Source organism: Gilliamella sp. B3127, from assembly GCF_026536935.1.
GTDB classification, from domain to species: Bacteria; Pseudomonadota; Gammaproteobacteria; order Enterobacterales; family Orbaceae; genus Gilliamella; species Gilliamella apicola_E.
This window is the reverse complement of sequence record NZ_JAFNNI010000001.1, coordinates 629858-651252: the sequence shown is the minus strand read 5'-3', so window position 1 is coordinate 651252 and position 21395 is coordinate 629858. Positions and strand designations below refer to the sequence as shown.

At 34.6% G+C, this 21395-nt stretch carries 24 protein-coding genes and 1 tRNA gene; 8 read left to right on the top strand and 17 right to left on the bottom strand.

The genetic code is table 11. The annotated features are described in order from the left end of the window. Nucleotides 1–78 precede the first annotated feature (78 nt). The 10 genes from J3U00_RS02995 to J3U00_RS02950 form a co-directional block, all read right to left on the bottom strand. Nucleotides 79–3345: a tape measure protein gene (locus tag J3U00_RS02995; RefSeq protein ID WP_267331486.1), complete on the bottom strand. Its 3267-nt coding sequence runs from the start codon at nt 3343–3345 to the stop codon at nt 79–81. Between the two features lie 295 nt (nt 3346–3640). After that, complete coding sequence (locus tag J3U00_RS02990) at nt 3641–4018, bottom strand: phage tail assembly chaperone (protein WP_267330260.1); 378 nt, start codon at nt 4016–4018, stop codon at nt 3641–3643. Beyond that, the gene (locus tag J3U00_RS02985) at nt 4018–4509 is read right to left on the bottom strand and encodes a phage tail tube protein (protein WP_267330259.1); all 492 of its coding nucleotides are present in this window, start codon (nt 4507–4509) and stop codon (nt 4018–4020) included. The genes J3U00_RS02990 and J3U00_RS02985 overlap by 1 nt, the downstream gene beginning before the upstream one ends. Before the next feature lie 600 nt (nt 4510–5109). Beyond that, a complete protein-coding gene (locus J3U00_RS02980; RefSeq protein WP_267331485.1) occupies nt 5110–5463 on the bottom strand; it encodes a hypothetical protein in 354 nt (117 codons plus the stop codon). Continuing rightward, the gene (locus J3U00_RS02975; RefSeq protein WP_267331484.1) at nt 5460–5900 is read right to left on the bottom strand and encodes a D-Ala-D-Ala carboxypeptidase family metallohydrolase; all 441 of its coding nucleotides are present in this window, start codon (nt 5898–5900) and stop codon (nt 5460–5462) included. The genes J3U00_RS02980 and J3U00_RS02975 overlap by 4 nt, the downstream gene beginning before the upstream one ends. Continuing rightward, nucleotides 5900–6208, bottom strand: coding sequence for a phage holin family protein (locus J3U00_RS02970; protein WP_267330257.1), 309 nt, complete (start codon nt 6206–6208; stop codon nt 5900–5902). The genes J3U00_RS02975 and J3U00_RS02970 overlap by 1 nt, the downstream gene beginning before the upstream one ends. 362 nt (nt 6209–6570) lie before the next feature. Further along, the gene (locus J3U00_RS02965) at nt 6571–6981 is read right to left on the bottom strand and encodes an antiterminator Q family protein (RefSeq protein WP_267331483.1); all 411 of its coding nucleotides are present in this window, start codon (nt 6979–6981) and stop codon (nt 6571–6573) included. 162 nt (nt 6982–7143) lie between these two features. Beyond that, a complete protein-coding gene (locus tag J3U00_RS02960) occupies nt 7144–7797 on the bottom strand; it encodes a hypothetical protein (protein ID WP_267331482.1) in 654 nt (217 codons plus the stop codon). A gap of 2 nt (nt 7798–7799) precedes the next feature. After that, a complete protein-coding gene (locus J3U00_RS02955; RefSeq protein ID WP_267331481.1) occupies nt 7800–8555 on the bottom strand; it encodes an Lrp/AsnC family transcriptional regulator in 756 nt (251 codons plus the stop codon). A gap of 9 nt (nt 8556–8564) precedes the next feature. Beyond that, nucleotides 8565–8759 (bottom strand): hypothetical protein, encoded by a 195-nt coding sequence (locus tag J3U00_RS02950; RefSeq protein WP_065734438.1) that lies wholly within the window; start codon nt 8757–8759, stop codon nt 8565–8567. Between the two features lie 219 nt (nt 8760–8978). Here J3U00_RS02950 and J3U00_RS02945 point away from each other — a divergent pair, with 219 nt between their 5' ends. Continuing rightward, the gene (locus J3U00_RS02945) at nt 8979–9674 is read left to right on the top strand and encodes an XRE family transcriptional regulator (protein WP_267331480.1); all 696 of its coding nucleotides are present in this window, start codon (nt 8979–8981) and stop codon (nt 9672–9674) included. Between the two features lie 1179 nt (nt 9675–10853). Continuing rightward, a complete protein-coding gene (locus J3U00_RS02940) occupies nt 10854–11126 on the top strand; it encodes a hypothetical protein (RefSeq protein WP_267331479.1) in 273 nt (90 codons plus the stop codon). Between the two features lie 566 nt (nt 11127–11692). Here J3U00_RS02940 and J3U00_RS02935 read toward each other — a convergent pair. From J3U00_RS02935 to dusA, 3 genes are all read right to left on the bottom strand, one after another. Then, a tRNA-Arg gene (locus tag J3U00_RS02935) sits at nt 11693–11769 on the bottom strand. A gap of 268 nt (nt 11770–12037) precedes the next feature. Further along, nucleotides 12038–14053 carry a DNA helicase Rep gene (rep, locus tag J3U00_RS02930; protein WP_267331478.1) on the bottom strand — a complete coding sequence of 672 codons (2016 nt, stop codon included), beginning with the start codon at nt 14051–14053 and terminating at the stop codon, nt 12038–12040. Nucleotides 14054–14149: 96 nt separating this feature from the next. Beyond that, nucleotides 14150–15112 (bottom strand): tRNA dihydrouridine(20/20a) synthase DusA, encoded by a 963-nt coding sequence (dusA, locus tag J3U00_RS02925; RefSeq protein ID WP_267331477.1) that lies wholly within the window; start codon nt 15110–15112, stop codon nt 14150–14152. 148 nt (nt 15113–15260) lie between these two features. Here dusA and J3U00_RS02920 point away from each other — a divergent pair, with 148 nt between their 5' ends. Continuing rightward, the gene (locus J3U00_RS02920) at nt 15261–16349 is read left to right on the top strand and encodes a site-specific integrase (RefSeq protein WP_267331476.1); all 1089 of its coding nucleotides are present in this window, start codon (nt 15261–15263) and stop codon (nt 16347–16349) included. Nucleotides 16350–16371: 22 nt separating this feature from the next. On the opposite strand, the gene J3U00_RS02915 is transcribed toward J3U00_RS02920, so the two are convergent. Next, nucleotides 16372–16605: a hypothetical protein gene (locus J3U00_RS02915; protein ID WP_267331475.1), complete on the bottom strand. Its 234-nt coding sequence runs from the start codon at nt 16603–16605 to the stop codon at nt 16372–16374. 191 nt (nt 16606–16796) lie between these two features. Here J3U00_RS02915 and J3U00_RS02910 point away from each other — a divergent pair, with 191 nt between their 5' ends. The 4 genes from J3U00_RS02910 (at nt 16797) to J3U00_RS02895 (ending at nt 18910) form a co-directional block, all read left to right on the top strand. Beyond that, complete coding sequence (locus J3U00_RS02910) at nt 16797–17117, top strand: type II toxin-antitoxin system RelE/ParE family toxin (protein WP_267331474.1); 321 nt, start codon at nt 16797–16799, stop codon at nt 17115–17117. Continuing rightward, nucleotides 17110–17409 carry a helix-turn-helix domain-containing protein gene (locus J3U00_RS02905; RefSeq protein ID WP_267331473.1) on the top strand — a complete coding sequence of 100 codons (300 nt, stop codon included), beginning with the start codon at nt 17110–17112 and terminating at the stop codon, nt 17407–17409. Before J3U00_RS02910 ends, J3U00_RS02905 begins: the two co-directional genes overlap by 8 nt. A gap of 63 nt (nt 17410–17472) precedes the next feature. Next, nucleotides 17473–18357: a tyrosine-type recombinase/integrase gene (locus J3U00_RS02900; protein WP_267331472.1), complete on the top strand. Its 885-nt coding sequence runs from the start codon at nt 17473–17475 to the stop codon at nt 18355–18357. Nucleotides 18358–18385: 28 nt separating this feature from the next. Next, complete coding sequence (locus J3U00_RS02895) at nt 18386–18910, top strand: hypothetical protein (protein WP_267331471.1); 525 nt, start codon at nt 18386–18388, stop codon at nt 18908–18910. Here the strand turns inward: J3U00_RS02895 and J3U00_RS02890 are convergent. Next, complete coding sequence (locus J3U00_RS02890) at nt 18907–19245, bottom strand: hypothetical protein (RefSeq protein WP_267331470.1); 339 nt, start codon at nt 19243–19245, stop codon at nt 18907–18909. The genes J3U00_RS02895 and J3U00_RS02890 overlap by 4 nt on opposite strands. On the opposite strand from J3U00_RS02890, the gene J3U00_RS02885 reads away from it, so the two are divergent. After that, nucleotides 19213–19743, top strand: coding sequence for a tail fiber assembly protein (locus J3U00_RS02885; protein WP_267331469.1), 531 nt, complete (start codon nt 19213–19215; stop codon nt 19741–19743). The two genes, J3U00_RS02890 and J3U00_RS02885, sit on opposite strands and share 33 nt — an antisense overlap. Here J3U00_RS02885 and J3U00_RS02880 read toward each other — a convergent pair. Both J3U00_RS02880 and J3U00_RS02875 read right to left on the bottom strand, forming a co-directional pair. Beyond that, entirely contained in the window at nt 19730–20068 is a 339-nt protein-coding gene (locus tag J3U00_RS02880) for a tail fiber assembly protein (protein WP_267331468.1), read from the bottom strand. The genes J3U00_RS02885 and J3U00_RS02880 overlap by 14 nt on opposite strands. Before the next feature lies 1 nt (nt 20069). Then, entirely contained in the window at nt 20070–21395 is a 1326-nt protein-coding gene (locus J3U00_RS02875) for a prophage tail fiber N-terminal domain-containing protein (RefSeq protein ID WP_267331467.1), read from the bottom strand.

The following is a 21395-nucleotide window of genomic DNA, read 5'->3' as shown; positions in this document are numbered from 1 at the left end:
CTAATCAAAATAATCTTTTTCATGCCATTAATTTTATTTAAAATGTTAGTAATATGGCATGAAATTTAAACTATTAAATCAACGTTTATTTAGTAGCCCTCCTGGTCGCCGCTCATATTGGATTTGCAAACGGATGGCTTCCTTTATACTTTTACCTAATTGTTTTCCTTCCGCATCAGATAAACCTCTATCACCAATATTAACGGGCACATTGACAGTTATATTACTGCCTGATTTACTTGATGTTTGCAAGAAATCTTTTAAATCTGCGTTTGTTCTAGCGTCTACAACACGTTCACCTTTATTTAATAACCACGTACCCTCACATGGAATGCTGTCAATACCACTATGTGCCATACCTGAAATGGTTTGTGCTGCGATTAGCCCAACATTTGTCATTCCCAGCCCCATGACAACATTAGCCATAATTTCACCGTACGGTTCCCCCAATTCCCGAGCTTTATTTGCTGCAACAAGAGTACTTATTGTTGCTTGCGCAATAGCAGACGCTTTACTAGCAATAAACATTACTTTATAAGCCGTTGACGATTCTCCTGCAGTCTCTTTGAACATTTCAGCAATTGATCCAGTTAATGATGAAAATGTACCTAATGTTGCCAATGTATATGCATCTTGAATATCATTCTGTTTTTTCTGCATTTTCTCTTCAATCTTAACAATAGCATCAGCATATTCTTGTTGTTTTATTTTCTTTTCTTTCAATAAATCATCGAATAATTTTAATTGTTGATTATGCCAATCTTGAAGCTTTTTATCATCTTCTGCAACGTTCAATAAATCGCTACCAATCCCATTATAAGAATTGTTATAACCGAAAGTTGGCACTGATTCCGCGGATTTGTTGAACATTTTATCAAGTAATTCTTCACGTTCTTTAAGTGACAAATTAGCTTTTTCGGCAATACTTAATTGCTCTTTATATGTATCAAGTTGTTGCTCAGCGGGGCTACGCAACGAATCAAGAATTGATTTATATTCTTTTTGTGCGTTAAGTCGATCAAGTTCAGCAGCTTTTGTTTCTAACGTTGTTTTCTGAATTTCAGATAGTTTACTTAGTTCACCCTCAGCTATCTGACGACGGACCTTTTGCAATTCGGTAATATCAGTGTAAGCGTTGATCTGATTATTAAGCCGATCAAGTTGATTTTTATAAATATCAACCGTGCTTTTGCCAGTTTTTTTTTGTGCTAATTTCTCTTGTTCTTTATAATTTTCTCGTAATTTTTGAACCAATAAAGTTAGTTTTTGGAGCAACGAATCTTCCATTTGACCGGATAAATCCGCTCCTTTCGCTAATGCACTTAAAGCTGTTGCGTGTTCAAGTGCAGCATCACCGGCTGCGCGTTGTAATCCTGCCAACACATAAGCGGTTTCTCCATTTTTATCTGCTTTTAATTTATTTACTTCAAGCTCTTGGTTGAGCACACCGAGTTGGTTTTCTAAATTTGGGAAATCAGCAATATCAAGCTTCTTTATTCCTGCTTCTGCATCTTCAGATGCTTTCTTTGTTGCATCTAATTTTTCTTTATTTTCTGCTAGTTTTTGTATGTTCTTTAATAATCCAGAGGTTAATAAACCAATTGCTTGCTCAAGCTCTTTACCTCCACTCGCTGTTGCTATTAATTTTTGCCCTGCATCATATAAACTTTCACCAAATTCTGATGTTGTTATTTCTCCATTTTTTACTTTGTTTTTTAGGACGTCAATTTGTTGTATATATTCATCAATAGCTTTTTTATTTGATGGAGATAAATATACAATCGCGCTAGAAAAATCTGCAGCCATGATGATTTCAGACAAATTATCTTGAATTTTATCTTTAATATCGTCAATATCTATGCCGATATCATTCAAATTTGCTGAGATCTCAGTTTCTAACCCTGTCGTTATAGCCAATTGGCGAGATTTATCAAGCTCTTTATATTTAGCAAGCAGCTGATCGACAGGTAACTGTAACTCTTCAATCGGTTTTTTAGCTTTATCAGCACCATCGCCCATCATTAAAAAACCGGCACCAACCGACAACAGTGTAGTAGCTAAACCTACCGGACCACCTAAAAGCCCAAGCAAACCGCTACCGACACGAGACAGCAGACCAAATTTACTTGTCAGTGCATTTAGATTCGCTTGTGATGCAGCTAATGCTGCATTAGCCTGAGTTTGACGATTAATAGCTGCTGTTAAATTGTTTTGAGCAATTAAATTTGCTTTTAAACCAACAGCACGTTGAGCCTCAAATCTTGCAGCGTTTACTTCAGCAACCGCTTTTAATTGCAAACTTTTGGCTGCAGATAATTCTGCTTGTGCATTTGATATTTGCGCAGTTATATTTCCTAAAGTCGTTTTTGTTGCATTGACTATAGATTCAGATAAACGTCCAAAATATCGTGATAGGCCAATACCAACAAAAGCCGCCCCAGCTCCTGATACTAAATCAATATTATCAGCGACAAGCTTTAAGCCACCAGCAACTCTCTGTGTAAAACCTACACTACTGTTTAAATTACCAATTAATACATTAAAGTTATTTGATAGCTGAGTAAAACCATCTTTGACAGTATTCCCCATCCCATCAACAAGTTCACCAGTCCGATCTTTTGCTGCTATCATTGCATCTGCTAATTGACGCATTGAAATTTGACCATTTGAACCTAACTGTATGACTGACTTTTCTGCCCAACCTGTTGATTTAGATAACTCATTAACAATATTAGGCGTTGATAACATTAGTGATTCCCACTGTTTACTGCTAACTCGACCTGTTATCATTGAATTTGTTATGGCGTCGATGTTTGTTTTAACTTTATCTGCTCCTGTAGCATTTAAAGTATAGCTGTTTGACATCGCCTCGATAAAATCAAGTGTCTGTTCTGTGCTATAACCTAAATCATGCATTGATGATGCGGTAGATACATATAATTCTTGCGAATCACTTATTGATTTAGCATTACGATTGCTTATTTCAAGTAATCTATCTTGAACTAGGTTGTAACTATCAGCAGACCCTTCTACTGAAGTAATAGCCATTTTGACGCGAGCAGCAGCCTGCCCCCAGTTATCGGCCATATTTATAACACTAGTAAAGTCAAAACTACCAATATAAGCAGCAGCTACTTTCAACGCAGACGATTTTAAATGAGTTAATTGGGTATTCATTGCTTGAATTGAGCGATTATTATTAGCAATGTATATATCAAAACATTTTGACCGGTCTTCCATTGTTTTGTAATAACCCTTACCTATAATTAATGCCCGATTCATTTCTCGTTGATATGATGATGAGTCGGCGGTAATTCGTATTGCTAATTCTTGCAATTTTGCCATCTTTATTTCCCTAATAATTTAGATATAGCCTCAAACATACTGATAGGCTCTTTCTTTTCTTCTCTGAATTTCATCAAACAGTCTTCAAAATCAACTTTAGCTCCCTGAGAACGATAAACAGCTGATGTGATTTGTGCAGAGTGCCAGTCATGTCGCTCATCACCTATTGGATTTAATCTATCAAATGCAACCCAATAATAAAATTCACTAGATGAAAGTGATTTCTCAAGCTCGGCAAGTGTTTTACCGAGCCTGAGAGCAAGTTTAAGTTTGAAAAAAAGTTCAGAGTCTGAACTTACTTTTTTTCTGCTTCCTCAATGGGTTTTTCAGATAACCCAATTAGATCAATTGATTTATTTACAATACGTGTATGAATTGGACCGTAGTTTTTTACTAAACTCTCAATATCAACGTCTTTGTTAAAAACTGGATCACCTTTTTCATCAATATAAACCGATGCGAAAAGTTCTGCCTCAGCTTTAATTTTCAAGATATCTTTTTCTCGAACAGATGTTTTTTTGTTTTCATTAATTGATTCAATAGTTTTAATATAACGTGCGAAATCAAGATGAAGCGGTTCACGCACAAACACCTCACTTTTCCATTCAGGAACCGTAAATGATGTGGTGCGATAACCACAATTCTTAGCAATAGCGACTTTTCTAAGATTCATTATTTATTCTCCGTTGTTCGTGTTGATGAGGTTGGTTCAGTAAATTCAAATTTACCTTTAACTTTAAATGAAAAAGAGCCTGTTACAATACCATTTTTAGCGCCTTTAAATTCATAACTCGTAACACGAGCAATCCAGTCAATTGAACTTCCATCTTCATATTTAATCTGGAATGGATAGTTATCACCAGTTTCATATGATTTACGTAAAATTTTCTGTCCAGTATTACCCAAAACAAAATTAACATTCATTGATACCGTCGCTTCTGCTGGTAAACCACTTATTGTTTCTTTTGTAATTGATGCTAATGTTGAAACATCTATTTCTTCACCTTCTGGGGCAGTCATTGAATAATCGGTCGTAGTCCCTTCAAGGCTTGATTTGGCCATTCCGGATGTTATAAATTTAAGTGACGGCGCATTTCCGACGAAAAATCCAATATCTTTTGTTTTAGTATATTCACTTAGAACTTGTGTTTGAGCTTCAGACATATTAATTCTCCAAAAATAAAAAAACCGCAGTTGAGCGGCATAAAATGTAAGATTGATTGATTGTTTATTGATTATAATATTTTATATTCAGCATGATAAAATCAGACTTTTCAAGCTTAATATTAATGATAATGAATGGTTTTATTAGTGTTAGTTTTTCATATAGTTGTTCTTTAATGATTTTCTTCAAGTAAGGTTGAAGCATAAATATCTATTTGTAAAAAATTTTCAAATGATGATTAAACAAATTTAGCATCATATATACCTCCAGTATTTTCGTTTAACATTTAAAAATAGGCTAGTGCCCTATGATAGGGCTTAAAAACAATGCCATAATCCTTTTGATTTTCTTATCTATTATCGCGATAATTCACATAAATTTTTTTTATTAATTGTTATTTATTGATATTATCTAATACTAAAATTGCTGGAAATTTGTTAATGTTTTTTTCTTACGTATTTATAGTAAAATTCTAATTAGTCATCTTTCTTATTGCCCTTTTATCTGCATTACACTTCTCAATGACATTTAATAAATGCTCGTTATATCGTAAGCTATCACCAAAAGTCATGGGATTAGGTGGTAAATTTGGTAAACAGTCACTTAATAGATTGGCTGTTATAGGTCGATTCACGTATACCTTTCGCTCGGTTGTACAAGCTTGCAGAAACAGGCATAGGCACAAACTGCTTAGCACAATCATTATCTTTGAGTTGCTCATTAATTTGCTCCTGCCGTTCTAGTGATTGATTTACTAGTTCACGTTTTGATAATTCGTTGTCTGCGATGATTTGGTTGTTTCTAGATATGGTTTGCTCTAGCTGGTTAATTTGATTAGTTAGCTCGGCATTAGCGTTTTTTAATCGTTTTTTTTCTTCAAAATTGTTATAACAAAAATAAATAGCAAAAGTGATAATAATAAATGATATGCCCAATATCTTTTCATTATTCATAGTAAACCGCTCCTATAAATAGTTTTACCACCTTGCTTAACGGCTGTTAATACTATTTGTCGGTTATTGTTAGGACTAAATCCTATGTGTACCCATTGATTATGCTCTTGGATAAGTTTGTCGAATTGAACACCAGCATCAATCAATCTTTGACATATTTCTTTAGGGGTACCATATGATGAACGAAAATCAACCGCTAAGCCCTTAGTATGAGCGCTTGTTGAGACTCCGCCTACTCTTGCATTTAATGCAGGACAGCGATATCCAGATGTGATAATAATTGGTTTATCTAATGCTTTTCTAACAAGTTCTAGCTTTATGGCTGTTAACTGCACATTTGGCATTAAATTTTGGGGTACTGAATTATCAATTTTTAAACGACTAGCAGTTAATGAACGTGTAAATTCTTCTAGCGTGAAATGTTCAGTTAATTTCATTAATCATCTCCTTTGGCTTTTCTTATTAATCGTTCTTCTAACGCCTTGATTAACGCTGCACCTGACCATCCAGCTAAGCCAGCTATACCTCCTGCTAACTCAAAGTCCCAATTAAAATAACTTGCGGCTAATACAACAAGCGTTCCAGCAAATATCGATATAAATATTTGCGCAAACAGCACCCCAATATTAAATTTATTTCCATTTAGGAACTGATAGCAATAACTTGATAGAGAACCAAGCAAAGTAACAAAAAATAAATACACAACAACAGTCCAATTGACGTTGTTAGGGTCTTTTATTGGCATATTTAAATCTTCTTATTAATTATGAGTGGCAGCATACTAGCTGAATGTGAGTTATGGGTGAGTCTAGCATTGCTATCGATTCAGTGATGAGCAAATAGTCAAAATATTGATATAAAAAAAATAGTAAACAAAAATAAATTGAAATAGCTACAACAGAAATAAAATCACATTGAGTATTTCATCAAATGAGGTTGGCAAAAAAAGAATTAAGCTAGTAGCTAGCGTGTTGATTATTATTTTTCTAGAAAAAACAGAATAATATAGATATAAAAAAACCCAACTAATTAGCTGGGTTTAACTATATGCGTTCTAAACCGCATTTTTACCTTATTATATATGCGCATTTGCGCAAAGTCAAGCGGTTAAGCAACTTTTTTAAAATATTGATAAATATTTCCTCTTATAAACATCTCGGCTTGATTCAATAAATTAATGATATCGTGTGGACGCTTCCCAATTGCTTTTGCCTGCGAGTTACACGAAACACCTCGCAGATAATATGCGGTCAATACAATCCATTGAGAATAATTGTCATTTTTTAAAATCAGTACCGCATTATCAACAATTTCAGCTTCATCTTCTGTTAAATATTGGCGATAATCAACATCTGTTGGTGCTCCCAAAAAAACAGTCGATTTTGAAGGATATTCAGTTCCAATTCTTTTCAATATACGCGTATTTTTCCAGGCAGTTAAAATATCTTTAGTTTCTCTCATTACTCTCTCCCTACTTTGCCAATCTTCGTTCACTTTTGCCGTTGTTTTGTAATTCATTTCAGTATTAATCCCTTCGATTTGCTTACTTTGTTCAGAATATTTCTTTTATTGACTTGCTTTACAGATTTATATTTATTTTTTGCTACATTTGTTGTTAATCCTAATACACAACCTATTACTATTTTGTTGAACATCTAATAGAGTCGCTATTAACAAAGGCTAATTAGCTTTAATACAAGTTCTGCTTTTTTTTAACATCTCTTTAATGTTAGCGATATGCTCCATACTCTTTGCTGAAACTTGATCATCTTTAAACTCAAGCATTGCGATCGTGTTTTCTGGTTTTGGCAAATAGCAATTAGCTTTTTCTGGTGTTAATAAACCAATGAAAACAGCACGATTAATTGCATCAGCACGTTTTGTTTTATCGCTACCAAGTGATACAAATACCTCTACATTTTTACCATTCATCATTGATGAGTTAACTAAACGTCCATAAGCTTCGATAAAAGTTCTTCTTGCTCCAATTTTGTCGCCATTACGATAAACAAGTTCAGCTTGTGCCCATGCCTTTGCTATTTCCTTAGTCCAAACTAAAGTATTAGTTTCATCACTAGCAAGTATTGCGATTGCCCATGCCTCATCGGGTGATAAATGGTTATTAGGACCACCCATTAAATTAATTAAATCAGCAGGCTTCGGCATAAATTCACTTTTACGCACCCAGACATTGGCTGCTCTGCGCAATGAATCAATTGGGTATTGACTAAGTGTTGACCAATAAATATTGATTTTAGTTGTACTCGCTTGCTGTCCGTAGAGTTCAAGAAGTCCACCAATAATTGCTAAAAAACCATCTGAGATTTTTGCCATAATCAACTCCTCATACTCTCTAAGACAGCTCGGTTACGTTCTGCAAGAGTCATAAATCTTGATTGAGATTGAGAGTGATTCGATTTTTTATAGTTCCCCGCATTACGTAGCCAATTATTAAATGCAGCGTTCCAATCAATATATTTTTTCCCATTAGCCAAGCAATAATCTTTAAACTTAATAAATTCAGTATCCAAATTGACATTTTCATTTAGTGCTATGTTTCGATGATGATCGTTGGGTTTAAAATCATTAGGGAAGTCTCGTTTTTGGGGTTGAGGTTTATCCGCAATAATATTTGTAGTATTCTCTGTAATAGTCTTTGTTGTAATCTCTTGAAATAATGAACTCGACTTTGTAGTCTCCCCGGAATCTACGATGTCTACTTCGGGGTGATTACTTTCTTCATTTCGCGGTAAATGATTAATAGTTTTGGCGAAATTAGCTAAAATTTCATTGACCTTTTTATTGTCAATTTTGTAAAAAGTTTTATGATCTAATCGCTTTTCAGTAATTATCAAAACGCCCTTATCTTGTAATTTTTTTATAGCAGTTCTTTGTTCGTTGTGAGATAAACCAGTTTCTTCCTCAAGTTCATCGCGCGTTTTATACACCCCTAAATCAGATATAGCTTTATCTTGCCAATAAAATAATTGAGAAAATAAAACAGCTGCATTAACACCACCTAACGGCTTAGCCATTTTTGGATAATAGGCGTTGGGTCTTCCTTTTAATTTCAATATTTCAACTATATTCATTGTGTTACCTCAAAAATATTCAGCAAAATTGCTATCATTTTTATAAATAATTTCAGTCACTATTTGGTAATTTATTAAATCGTGGATACATGCCTTTAATCTAACAATCGGATAAATTTTATGTTTGTGCTGAATTGATTGTTTTATCACTTGCAAATGTTGTAAGGTTTCGAACGCATTGACTTTAGTTTTTAATGTGTCCATACCTCCCTTTTGTGTAATCTGATAGTGATTTTTTATCTCCTTTAACTTCCTAAAATATGGATAGCTTTTGCAGCATTCTCAATTATTATCTTTTAAGCCTGGCAATAATATTTATTATCAATAATAACCAAAGTTATTAAACAAATCAATAACTATTGTTATTTGATGGGTGATAACTTGAGTTATATAATTAACAAATCAATAAACCGAGAAGAAACTATGACTACATTTACAGATAGACTAAATTTAGCATTAAAGGAATCTGGGCTGTCTCAGCATCAACTAGCCGAGAAAGTAAAAATTAGCCAACCAGCTATTCAAAAATTGCTTTCAGGAAAATCCAGTACATCACGAAAAATATTAGAAATCGCTAACGCATTAAACGTTGATCCTATATGGCTAACAAAAGGTGTTGGTAAAGCCAAAGTAAACAAAAATAAATCTAATGCGACAGTATTAGGATCTATCGAAGATTGGGATAGTAAAACACCGCTAGATGATGATGAGATTGAAGTGCCATTTTATAAGGATGTACGGCTAGCCGCTGGTGATGGTTTCACTGATGATATTGAGGATTATAACGGATATAAATTGCGCTTATCCAAATCCACTATGCGGAAATATGGCATTGATAAAGAATGCACTGTATGTCTAACTGTCTATGGAGACAGCATGGAACCTGTATTTAGAGATGGTTCTACAGTAGCAATCGATCAAGCTGATACATATGTTAGAGATGGCAAAATCTATGCAATCAATCACGATGGATTATTAAGAATAAAAATTTTAGAAAAAATGCCTGGCAATCAAATAAAAATCAAAAGTTATAACATTGGCTATGATGATGAAATAGTGTCTCAAGATGAAATAACTATTTTAGGCCGTGTTTGGTGGCAGTCGTCTATATTGGATTGAGAATGAAGATATAACAATAACCGCTTCGGCGGTTTTTTCATACCTAAGACTAGCATTAACCCATCAAGATCCCCTCACACAACAACCTTTGATAACTTTATTTTAAATTTGATAACTTTTATTATTGACATAATTAATAACCTAAGTTATCATTATCACATCAAAACCAATCAACTTAACAACAAAGTTAAACAAGACTACGAGTTATTTAACTAGTTAACAAGATTCAAGTAGCTAGCTGGGGCATATGAAAGTACAGCGGTTTTGATTTGATAGTCGAACGGCGCGACTTTAAACTATGCGTCGGGACTGTGGCGGTGACTCAATACAGGCGGTATACAATCAAACTAAATGCCTTTCAGTGAGAGATATCTAGTTTGAAAAGAATTGATGGTGGTCACTTCTCTCAAGTGGTGACCTAATAATTAGGGAGCTTATTGTAATTGCCTGCTTAGAATAATAGCGCTTTAGTGTGGATTTAAATTTTAATAAATACTGGTATAAAGGGTTTCAGACTACTGCGTAACTAAATGTAATATGTCGCTACTATCATCATACACTGAATATACAGTAGCGCATAACCAGACAACAAAAGCTATCACTCTCCAATACGTAACTCCATTATTTTTTGATAGATTAAATATACCAATGAGAACCATAATCGAATTTAAAAAATTAATTGAATAAATAAATGAGATTATGCTAATTCTAAACAATGTTGAAACACGATATGTATCGAGTATAAAAGTAGTTGCAATGTAAATTACAATTAAAATCACACTAAATAAAACACCGAACACCCAAAAAGTTACTGCAAGGCTTAGTTCGCCTTTAACTAATCTCTTAAATATATTCATATCTGTTTCTCGTGTATAAATAAAACACACTATACAGCCAAATACGTTATTCACAAAATTATTTACTAGCAAGTTTATGAATACTGACAGCTCGGAAAGACGGCGCAATGCTACATCCTATGCCCTCCAAGCGAGGTCTTTTTTCGAGGTGATTATGACTAATAAAGATTTTGTGAATATGAAAATCAAAGATAGATTTCACAAGGATTATGAGTTAACAGACAGCGAAATTAAGTTTGCCCTCTTTTGCACATACTTTGTGATTTTAGGTGGATTATTTGGCTTGTTCTACTGGATGCTACAGATTGCTACGAGGTGAGTTATGCAGTTACATAAATTGGTTGAAAATGGTTACGAAAGCACTTACTGCAATATGTTAAACAATATTGAAATGCAAGATGCCAAGGAAGAATGGATTGAAAGCCGAGCCGAAGAACTAATTAAAAACTTTGGTAATGACAATGACTGGCAAATCATCGAACTACTCAAAATCAAACTGGAAAGTAAAAGTATTGATGATGATATTTATAACCAATTTATCGTTGACATCTGTTATTCGCAAGCTCGCTTTGAATATAATAATCAATCATATTAAGAAATTTAATAAAGATTAATTATCCCATATAAAAAAGTTAAAGCTCCTAAATATTATGCTAATAATTCCGTCGTTAAGGAATTAAATTTGCAATATTTAAATATTAACTAGGGTTAATAAAAAGCGTAAAAAAAACGAACCGAAATTAATAACCAGGCAAATTCAGAACGACGATTTTATAGATGATGGACGTTCATATTAGATTCTTTTTTATTTTGTTGTATCAATAGGCTACGCCTGAACAATCACTTTCTTTTAAGGTAATCATAAACAAATATTTACTCTCCTCGGTAGAGTATAAATATTGAAAAATTGCGCTTTTTTTAATACTCAATTAATACTCACTTATAAATTCTAATAATTTTGAAAATGATAATATGGATAAACGAATATTATAGAATTATCAATACCGTTTATAACATTCATTTTATCATATTGATTTAATTTAATTAATGCAATTATTAATTATTACAATTTATTATGATATAAACACTTTGAATAGTGTGATTAAGTATGAGAGATATTAAGGATTAAACTTATGACTCGTTGATTATATATAGCATCAATGGCGTCCCCTACAGGATTCGAACCTGTGACCTACGGCTTAGAAGGCCGTTGCTCTATCCAGCTGAGCTAAGGAGACATCGATTGGATTTAGTGATTAAACGCTGAGTATTATATAAAGCTATTTTGATCCGTCAATGCTTTTTAATTGATTATCAATCTATATAGACAAAATATCGTCAATTTTGACGTTATCAGCAATAAATTCAATACTAATAATCAGAAAAATGAAAAAATATTCATTTATTCGATCTCAAAAACCCCGTTCCTCAACTTTTTTTCAATTATGGCGATAAATTACTTTAATAATTTGAGCAGTAGTTAATTGTTTTTAATATATAGATAATTTATTTTGCGCTAGCTATTTGCGCTTTTAGCATCGCTAACCGGCTTTGGCCTTGTTGCATTTTCTTTTCTGGTGATAGTTCATTACGCTGATCTTGCCAAACTAAATCGTCTTGTGGAAGTTCGAGTAAAAAGCGACTTGGTTCAACATAAACTGTTTCACCAAATTGTTTTCTCTGCCGGCTGAATGAAAAGGTTAGCTCTTTTTGGGCTCGAGTTATGCCTACATAAGCAAGTCGTCTCTCTTCTTCGATATTGTCTTCATCAATACTTGTTTGATGAGGTAATACCCCTTCAGACATACCAACTAAATAAACATAAGGAAATTCGAGGCCTTTTGAGGCGTGTAATGTCATTAATTGTACTTGATCTAGCTCTTCTTCTGTTTCATTTCGTTCTAACATATCACGTAACGTAAATCTTGCTACTGCTTGTTCTAGCGTTAATGCTTCGTCTATTTCATCACCCTGTAACATTTCATTTAGCCAGCTAACTAATTGTTCAACATTACGCATTCGCATCTGCCCAGCTGTTGGTGAGGTAGACGTTTCATAGATCCAACTTTCGTAGTGAATCCCATGTAATAATTCATGAATCGCGGCCATTGGTTCGGAATGTGATTTTTCTATTAGAGAATCGAACCAATGGATAAAGGCATGTAGGGTTTCCATCCTTTTGCCTGATAATAATTCGGTTAGCCCCATATCATGACTTGCATGATATAAGCTTACACCACGTTGATTTGCCCATTCACCCAGTTTTTGGATAGTTGCCGGCCCTATTTCTCGTTTTGGTGTATTAATAATGCGGATAAAAGCATTATCATCATCAGGGTTGGTTAATAGGCGAAGGTATGCCATTAAGTCTTTAATTTCAATGCGAGCGAAGAAAGATGTCCCACCAGAAATTCGGTAAGGTATTCGATACTGCATTAGCATTTTTTCAATTAAGCGAGACTGGTGATTTCCGCGATATAAAATAGCATATTCACCGTATTGGCTATTATTAGCAAAACGATGACCAATCAAGTCATTAACAACCTTTTCCGCTTCGTGTTCTTCATTGTCGGCGGAGATCACTTTTAAATGTTCACCATAACTGAGTTCTGAAAATAATTTTTTTTCAAAGATATGCGGATTGTTTTCAATTAAGATGTTAGCAACTTTTAGAATTCTTCCTGATGATCGGTAATTTTGTTCTAATTTAATCACTTCTAACTTAGGAAAGTCTTGTTTTAGTAGAATTAAATTTTTAGGACGAGCCCCCCGCCATGAGTAAATCGACTGATCATCATCACCAACAACCGTAAATTTAGCTCGGCTACCTACTAATAATTTGATAAATTCATATTGGCTGGTATTAGTATCTTGATATTCATCAATAAGCAGGTAGCGGATACGGTTTTGCCATTTTTCTCTAACTTCTTCATTTGTTTTTAGTAACAATGTAGGTAATAAGATTAGATCATCGAAATCTAATATACTGCAAGACTTAAGTTGTTTTTCGTAAAGTTGATAGCAGTGAGCAAATAATTTTTCTTTGTTGGTTTGTGCTCTAGCCATTGCAACTGTCGAATCAACGATATCATTCTTCCAATTTGAGATGGTAGAGCGTAATTGGTTGATGAGATCTTTGTCTCCATCGAACCATTGTTGTGTTAGTTCTTTGAGTAGAGCAATTTGGTCGTGGTCGTCAAATAATGAAAAATTAGATTTTATACCAAGATGTTTATGTTCTCGTCGAACAATATCTAAGCCTAAAGTATGAAAAGTTGAAATTTTCAGACCTCTTGCCTCTTGCTTACTTAGCGATTGAGCAATACGTTCTTTCATTTCTCGTGCAGCTTTATTAGTAAAAGTCACGGCAACGATATGACGAGGTAAATACTCTTTGACTCGAATTAGATAAGCTATTTTATTAATGATTACCCGAGTTTTGCCCGAACCCGCACCAGCCAATACAAGGCATGGCCCCGAAACATATTCCACAGCTTGTTGTTGACTTGGATTTAAACGCACAGAAGAAAAGCCCTAAGTAAAATTGTTCGTTAGTATATACTGATTTATCAATCATGCGCAATCAGACGCATGACCAATTAAGCTAGACAAAATTCTTTAATGAATGAAAGTTAACGCGTGTTCAACAACTTCAATTCCCGCTCCTGGTTTATGCGCATTTTCGCTAAGGTAACGTCGCCACTGTTTTGCACCTTTTCTACCATTAAATATTCCTAAGGTGTGTCGCATAATATGATTGAGTTGTCCGCCTTGACTAAGTTGTGTTTCAATATAAGGATAAAGAGTTTGTATTGCGACAATAGGATCGATAATTGGCGTATCATCTCCAAAAATTTGCTGATCAATCTGAGTTAATAGCATTGGATTTTGGTAAGCTTCTCGCCCAACCATGACACCATCAACATAGTTTAGATGATGTTTGATTTCTTCAATGGTTTTAATCCCACCATTTATGGCGATAGTTAACTGCGGATAGTCACGCTTTAGCTGATAAACTCGCTCATAATCAAGTGGTGGTACTTCTCGATTCTCTTTTGGGCTTAGCCCCGAAAGCCATGCTTTGCGAGCATGAACAATAAATGTATCGGTATATGGCATCACTTTTTCAATAAAATCACATAAAAATGAATAACTATCTTGATTATCAATACCTATGCGTGTTTTTACCGTGACAGGTATATTTACCTCTTTTTGCATGGCATCAATACAATTTGCGACTAAATCAGCTTTTCCCATTAAACAAGCACCAAACATACCATTTTGAACGCGATCTGATGGGCAACCTACATTAAGGTTAATCTCATTATATCCTCGTTCCTCTGCCAACTTAGCGCATTTAGCCAGAGCTATGGGATCACTTCCACCTAATTGTAAACTTACTGGCTGTTCCTGTTCATTAAAAGCGAGATAGTCTCCTTTACCATATAAAATTGCGCCAGTGGTTACCATTTCGGTATAAAGTAATGTTTGTTTAGTTAATATTCGATGAAAATATCGACAATGTTTGTCAGTCCAATCTAACATAGGCGCTACAGAAAATTTATTTAGTGTTGAATTCATTGATATACCAGTGTTTAAGGCTGTATTTAATCGATTATATTAAATATTATTTTTGCTTATTTTATTATATTTTGTTATATTTTTTTATTGTCAGGATCCCATAGAGGCTCCCACGGCGATAGGACAAAAATAATTAAGGTTTGAAATTATGGCTCATTATATCATAGAAAAAAGGGTTCGTGCGGATGGAACTCCGCGATATCGCTGTACCGTTGTAATTAAAGAAAAAACTAAGATTATTTATCGTGAGTCAAAAACTTTCAGCAAACAGCAAATAGCAAAAACATGGGGTAATAACCAGGTATCTAAAATTGAGCAATTCGGGATCCCACAAAAAAACGACATAACAAAATTAACTCTTGGGAACCTGTTATCCAAATATCTATCAGATCCAAATCTCGGAGAAAAAGCAGGCCGAACTAAAAGATATGTAATTCAAATGCTAATTGAAAGCGATTTAGCTAATATTAAATTAGCTGATCTTAAAACACATCACATTATAGAGCATTGTAGAGGTCGAGTAGCAACTGGAACACTACCGGCCACAGTCAGTCACGATGTTAGTTATATTAGATCAGCTCTTGAAGCGGCTCGCCCAGTTTACGGAATTAACATTGACGATACTGTCGTGAAAGATGCACGGCCATTATTAATTCAAATGAACCTAATCGGAAAAAGTCAACGTCGAACAAGAAGACCGGTGAATGATGAATTAGATCGTATTGTTAAACAATTACAAAAAAGGCAGTCACATAAAAATTCAAAAATCCCCTTTGTTGATATTTTAAATTTTTCAATATTGTCTTGTATGCGAATTAGTGAAGTATGTTCACTCAGATGGGATGATATTAATTATGAGCAAAAAGCTATCTTAGTTAGAAATAGAAAAGACCCAAGAAAAAAAATAGGTAATCACATGTTGGTCCCTTTACTCGGCGACTCATGGAATATCTTACAATCTCAACCAAAAGATGAAGTTTTGGTTTTCCCGTATAATTCAAGTTCGGTTACTGCTGGATTCCAACGAGTTAGAAATGAACTAGGTATTCAAGATTTGCGTTACCATGATATGCGAAGAGAAGGAGCAAGCCGTTTATTAGAACAAGGCTTTGCAATAGAAGAAGTTGCTCAAGTTACTGGGCATCGTAATTTACAAACACTTTGGAATATTTATATTAGTTTATTTCCAAATTCATTACATAATAAATTTGATAAAATAAATGGTCAAGATAAGTAACGCATAGAATTGATAGAGCGGTCTAAGCCGCCTTCTCTAACTTTGATATATCTACTTCAAGTGATGCACCATCAGTTTTAATAGCTCGTTCAATGATTGCTTTAACTATGCTACTACTAATATTATAAGTTTCAAAAATATCACTTGCTTGCCAGTTTTTCCATGATAACAAGTTCTCTGTTAGATTGCTGTTTCGTCGTTTGTTTGCACTTTCAACATCTCGTATAATTTCTTCTAATTGAGTTAATAATTTCATATTGATCTCCACCTGTGTTGTTTGTTTTAATGACTACACAGTAACTCTCGTCAAAAATGAAGTCCAGCTATTTTTATACTTTTTTTGATATTTTTATTAAAATTGATATTTTTATTATTTTTGATGGTTTACTATTGATTCAAATATCATATTTGATATAATTATAAAAAATGATATACGAAATTACTAAAATGTTTACAATACGAACGCATGATGATGCGAAAGCGGAAATTTTAAATTTGCCAGCGGTGCTACGAGGTAAAACAATCGACCTGATTGAAAAATTGCAAACCGTTGGACAGCTTAGAATGCCATTTAGTAAATCATTGGGCGGAGGATTATTCGAGTTGAGAGTCATCGAACGCAACAATATTGCTCGTACTATTTACGTGTATCAACATTCAAAAACTATTTATTTATTACATGCGTTTGTTAAAAAAACTCAAAAAACACCAGCAGACGCACTAAAAACAGCTAGAATTCGCCTGAAGGAGATGATTGAAAATGACTAAAAAACACAATACGCCATTTAGTGAGATTAAAGAACAAGCACTGGCTGATCCTATAGCACGGGCAGCATATAACGAATCAGACAAAACATGGAAATTACGAGAGCTACTAATTAAATCTCGTGAAATTGCTGGATTATCACAAACAGAGTTAGCTGAACGATTAAATTTGCCTGCTTCAAATATCAGCAGAATTGAGAAAAGCCCTGATTGTACTAGCATTAAAACAATTTTTAAATATTTAGACGCATGTAACGTCGATATCGATTTTGTTCCACATTTGCAAAAATTATAAAAAATTTTAAAAAAGTAACTCATGAGCTAATAAAATAACTAATTTTACTAGCTCGGAGTTACAATGTCGTTTTTATCATCACTATTTAAATTAAATATATCAACACGCAGGTCTGTAAATCAGTGGTTAGACGAATATATAAAAATACTGGCTGAACGCAATTTAAAACCGAAAACAATCGAAATAAAAACATATTTAATAAAAGTTATTCGTCAAGAAATAGGAAACAATCCCCTCTCTCAAATAATCCCACCCGATATCACAAAATTAATCAAAATTTACACCGACCAGGATAAGGCTCCATCCGCAAAATGCATGTATCATCTGCTAAAAGACGTGTTTCGTGAGGCGTACGCTCACGGTTGGAATGACAGAAACCCAGCTGAACCAATCAAATGTCCCACAGTTGTGGTCAAACGTTCACGGATGACGCTAGGCGAGTTCAAAAAAATATTGAGTGAGGCAGAAAAAACAGGAAATAAAATAATGCATGACGCTATGAAGCTTGCACTAGTTTCAGGTCAACGTCGCTCAGATATAGCTGAAATGAAAAAATCAAATGTTAAACGAAATTATTTATTAGTTGATCAGTATAAAACAGGTGCAAAAATCGCGCTACCGATAAAATTAGAGTGCAAAAAAATTGGCACTAGTTTACGAGACATTATTGAATCAGCTGATAATGATTTTCTAGTCAGTCGTAATAATGAAAAAATAAAATTAGACGATATAACGCGTCAATTTTCACGATTAAGAGACAGAGTGTTTAGTCGTGATTATTGGACAGGGACACCTACCACATTCCATGAAATTCGCTCACTAGCAGAACGTTTATATAGAGAACAGCGCATTGATACTATGACCCTACTTGGTCACAAATCCCAGCAAATGACTGATAAATATAATGATAGTAGAGGTCGTGAGTATAAAAAACTGAGAATAAATTAATCCTATTTACGTGGTAGGTAGCCATTTAGTGTTTAAAGATGCTATTGGAGACCAACGTTTAATGCCGTTCCGACATGATGAATTACCATTCGGTTGGTATTTTCGAAATGGCGACAACTTTCTTTTAGATTCACCACAAGGGCAGGTTTTAAATGGTTTATCCGCTAATTATAAATTAGACCATCGTATTACGATTAAAACTTTAAACGGACAACAATATATTAACGTTCCAACGGCATTTGCTCCAGATGGACGTGGTTTTTTTGAGCGAGCGGTTAATGGAACTACTCGACAAGTAGGTAGCTGGGAGGATGATGCAATAAGGGACATTTGGGGGCATTTTGATTCTGGCGTAGTGGCAAATCACAACGAGTATGCTAGAGGTGCATTTAAAGGTACACGAGCAATTAATCCTACAAACGCGGCATTTTTAGCAACTAGAGATTATGAAGTTTGGGGTTATGATTTTCGCGCTTCAAATGTTGTACCTACCGCAAACGAGAACAGAACAGTCAATCTCGGATTGACCCCCGTAATTTATCTTGGAGTTTAAACTCCCAAATATATAGCTGGCGTCATGCCGACATTAATCGGTCTATTTTCGTGAGCTGTGGGTACTACGCGTGATGCATCAAAATCGAAAAACGCCCACCTCATTCGACGCGGACCTACTTGCAGCCAATCGTCATCGCAGTGATAAACTGATATCGCTCCGTCATGTTCACCTTTTGTTATGTTTTCATGCCCGATTACTGCTCGTCCGGGACCATTTGGTATCGATCCCTTAATATTGCGAATAGCATCATCTTCCCAACTACCTACTTGTCGAGTAGGTAAACAAAAATAGGAAAATTTATGATTAATTATTATTTTGATAATACAAAACAACTAAAACCATTCACACATCAATTAGAAGCGCATGATGACACATTACCGCCGGATAATGCATTGCGAATTGCCCCTATATTTAAAGATGGTTATTATCCGTGCGAACAAGATGGAAAATGGATTCTTGTTGAAGATAATCGAGAAAAAACAGCTTACAACTTAGAAACAAAAGAAGCAGTTGAAGTTGATTATCTTGGTAAAATTAAAGAAGGCTTTACATTACTGGAACCATTTGAATGTTGTAAATGGAACGGTGAAAAATGGGTGCTTGATGAAGAGCAAAAAAGCACTTTTATCATTGAACAACATCAATTAAATATTGCAAATTTGTTATCTGAGGCTAACAATGAGGTCGAGATCCTGAACGACAAAATAGATCTAGAAATAGCAACTGATGAGGATAAAAAACTATTAAAAAAATGGAAACTTTATCGCATTCAATTAAAATCGATTGATGCAAATAAACCTGATATTGAATTGCCAATCAAGCCCGTTTAGGGCTTTTGGGGAATACGACATTAATATCTGATGTATCAATACGAGTCAATAATATGCGGTATTTTTTCCACTGCTTAAGTTGGTCCTCTTCATTTGATTCTTGCATATCTAAATCGATAATATCCTGAAGCACCGCTATTTTCTCGTTAGTTTCAGATATTAATGCTGTTTTTATTGATTGATTTTGCAATATAATTTGCTCATCAGACAGGTGGATAGGCTCAGGATCAACAATCGTTAACTTGCCATTTATGTTTTTTAACGCCCGCCCCTCCGCGTTCGCCTTTATTGCTAATTCAGCATATTCTGTGTTTGTGTATGTCATGCTAATATCCTCTTACTGTCCATCTAATCCACGCCTCGCCAGCCACGGGTGAGTACGATGCTAACCACAACGAGGGTAGGAATAATTCTGCGTATGAATATTCAATATCACCCCATATCCCATTATTTATTTTGTCAATGCTAACCCCGTAGTTTTGCGTTTTCATAGGTATTAGCAAATTAATTAACGTGCCGCAAACGGCATTTGCGTATGGGGTTTTAGCTAGAATTACACTAGATTGTTCAATGAATCCGTTTGAATATTTGTTATACCAGCTATCGCCGTGCACAAATGACTCAACAATGTATATTCTATTGTTTAACTCATCGATTTTGTTGTTAATATTAGACACATCTGTAATAGCTGATTCCCCGTTAACGGTTAATTTAGCAAAATCAACAGAGTTACCTACCACGTAAATAGGTGCTCCATTCACCTGTTTTTTAACAGCGGGAACAGTACCAATATCATCAGCCGTTGGTTTGTTATTCGGCGAATAAACATGCTGACCATTTTCAGTTAAATTTTTAACATCTAAAGAGCCATCAATAGACTGATTATCTACACCAGATTTTTTTATGAAACCTGTAGTATCAATTGATGATGCGGCATTTTTAGCGTCATCTGCTGATTTTTTAGCAGACTGCTCATACGTTTTAGCTGCATCCGCTGAAGATTTGGTTGCAATAACATTATCTGCTGATTGCTGGGCTGAATTTTTTGCATTTGTTGCTGACTGATTAGCTAAATCAGATGAGTTTTTCGCATTATCTGCACTAGTTTTAGCATTGTTTGCCCCAACCGCCGACTGCTCAGCATATTTTTTAGCATCATCTACACTGTTTTTAACAGCAGTAGCTGTTTTGGATGCCTCTTCCTCACTAGATTTGGCGTTGTCTGCACTAGTTTTAGCTAATTTTGACGACTCTAAAGCATTATTTTCTGAAATTTTGATTTTTTTCTCTGATTCTACGGCCCTATTTGCAGATTTATTTGTTTCATTTCGAGCCTCAAATACCTGTTGTAGTATTGCTGGAGTTACCTCATCCTCTGTGGGATTGAGTAGGAAATCATTTAATGTCCCGTCTACAGAATCCGAAAAAATTTGGATCGCCCCTAGTTTTTTGGGAGGGAATCCGTTGATAATCAATGTCACGTCGTATTCGCACGGTGACGCATTTATTTCGTATTTTCCGTCATCAGCAACGATGAATGCCTGTGTTTTTATTAAAACTCTGTTTGTTGTTTTTTTTGCGCATAACTCAATAGTACAGTTGTTTATAATATTTCCTGCACCGTCGGTTAAAACTCCCGAAATTGTAGGCAT

What these genes read in the sequence shown, in the direction of transcription:
- J3U00_RS02995 (WP_267331486.1), bottom strand. Translation starts at nt 3,345, where the DNA reads ATGGCAAAATTGCAAGAATTAGCAATACGAATTACCGCCGACTCATCA.
- J3U00_RS02990 (WP_267330260.1), bottom strand. Translation starts at nt 4,018, where the DNA reads ATGAATCTTAGAAAAGTCGCTATTGCTAAGAATTGTGGTTATCGCACC.
- J3U00_RS02985 (WP_267330259.1), bottom strand. Translation starts at nt 4,509, where the DNA reads ATGTCTGAAGCTCAAACACAAGTTCTAAGTGAATATACTAAAACAAAA.
- J3U00_RS02980 (WP_267331485.1), bottom strand. Translation starts at nt 5,463, where the DNA reads ATGAATAATGAAAAGATATTGGGCATATCATTTATTATTATCACTTTT.
- J3U00_RS02975 (WP_267331484.1), bottom strand. Translation starts at nt 5,900, where the DNA reads ATGAAATTAACTGAACATTTCACGCTAGAAGAATTTACACGTTCATTA.
- J3U00_RS02970 (WP_267330257.1), bottom strand. Translation starts at nt 6,208, where the DNA reads ATGCCAATAAAAGACCCTAACAACGTCAATTGGACTGTTGTTGTGTAT.
- J3U00_RS02965 (WP_267331483.1), bottom strand. Translation starts at nt 6,981, where the DNA reads ATGAATTACAAAACAACGGCAAAAGTGAACGAAGATTGGCAAAGTAGG.
- J3U00_RS02960 (WP_267331482.1), bottom strand. Translation starts at nt 7,797, where the DNA reads ATGGCAAAAATCTCAGATGGTTTTTTAGCAATTATTGGTGGACTTCTT.
- J3U00_RS02955 (WP_267331481.1), bottom strand. Translation starts at nt 8,555, where the DNA reads ATGAATATAGTTGAAATATTGAAATTAAAAGGAAGACCCAACGCCTAT.
- J3U00_RS02950 (WP_065734438.1), bottom strand. Translation starts at nt 8,759, where the DNA reads ATGGACACATTAAAAACTAAAGTCAATGCGTTCGAAACCTTACAACAT.
- J3U00_RS02945 (WP_267331480.1), top strand. Translation starts at nt 8,979, where the DNA reads ATGACTACATTTACAGATAGACTAAATTTAGCATTAAAGGAATCTGGG.
- J3U00_RS02940 (WP_267331479.1), top strand. Translation starts at nt 10,854, where the DNA reads ATGCAGTTACATAAATTGGTTGAAAATGGTTACGAAAGCACTTACTGC.
- dusA (WP_267331477.1), bottom strand. Translation starts at nt 15,112, where the DNA reads ATGAATTCAACACTAAATAAATTTTCTGTAGCGCCTATGTTAGATTGG.
- J3U00_RS02920 (WP_267331476.1), top strand. Translation starts at nt 15,261, where the DNA reads ATGGCTCATTATATCATAGAAAAAAGGGTTCGTGCGGATGGAACTCCG.
- J3U00_RS02915 (WP_267331475.1), bottom strand. Translation starts at nt 16,605, where the DNA reads ATGAAATTATTAACTCAATTAGAAGAAATTATACGAGATGTTGAAAGT.
- J3U00_RS02910 (WP_267331474.1), top strand. Translation starts at nt 16,797, where the DNA reads ATGTTTACAATACGAACGCATGATGATGCGAAAGCGGAAATTTTAAAT.
- J3U00_RS02905 (WP_267331473.1), top strand. Translation starts at nt 17,110, where the DNA reads ATGACTAAAAAACACAATACGCCATTTAGTGAGATTAAAGAACAAGCA.
- J3U00_RS02900 (WP_267331472.1), top strand. Translation starts at nt 17,473, where the DNA reads ATGTCGTTTTTATCATCACTATTTAAATTAAATATATCAACACGCAGG.
- J3U00_RS02885 (WP_267331469.1), top strand. Translation starts at nt 19,213, where the DNA reads ATGATTAATTATTATTTTGATAATACAAAACAACTAAAACCATTCACA.
- J3U00_RS02880 (WP_267331468.1), bottom strand. Translation starts at nt 20,068, where the DNA reads ATGACATACACAAACACAGAATATGCTGAATTAGCAATAAAGGCGAAC.
- J3U00_RS02875 (WP_267331467.1), bottom strand. Translation starts at nt 21,395, where the DNA reads ATGCCTACAATTTCGGGAGTTTTAACCGACGGTGCAGGAAATATTATA.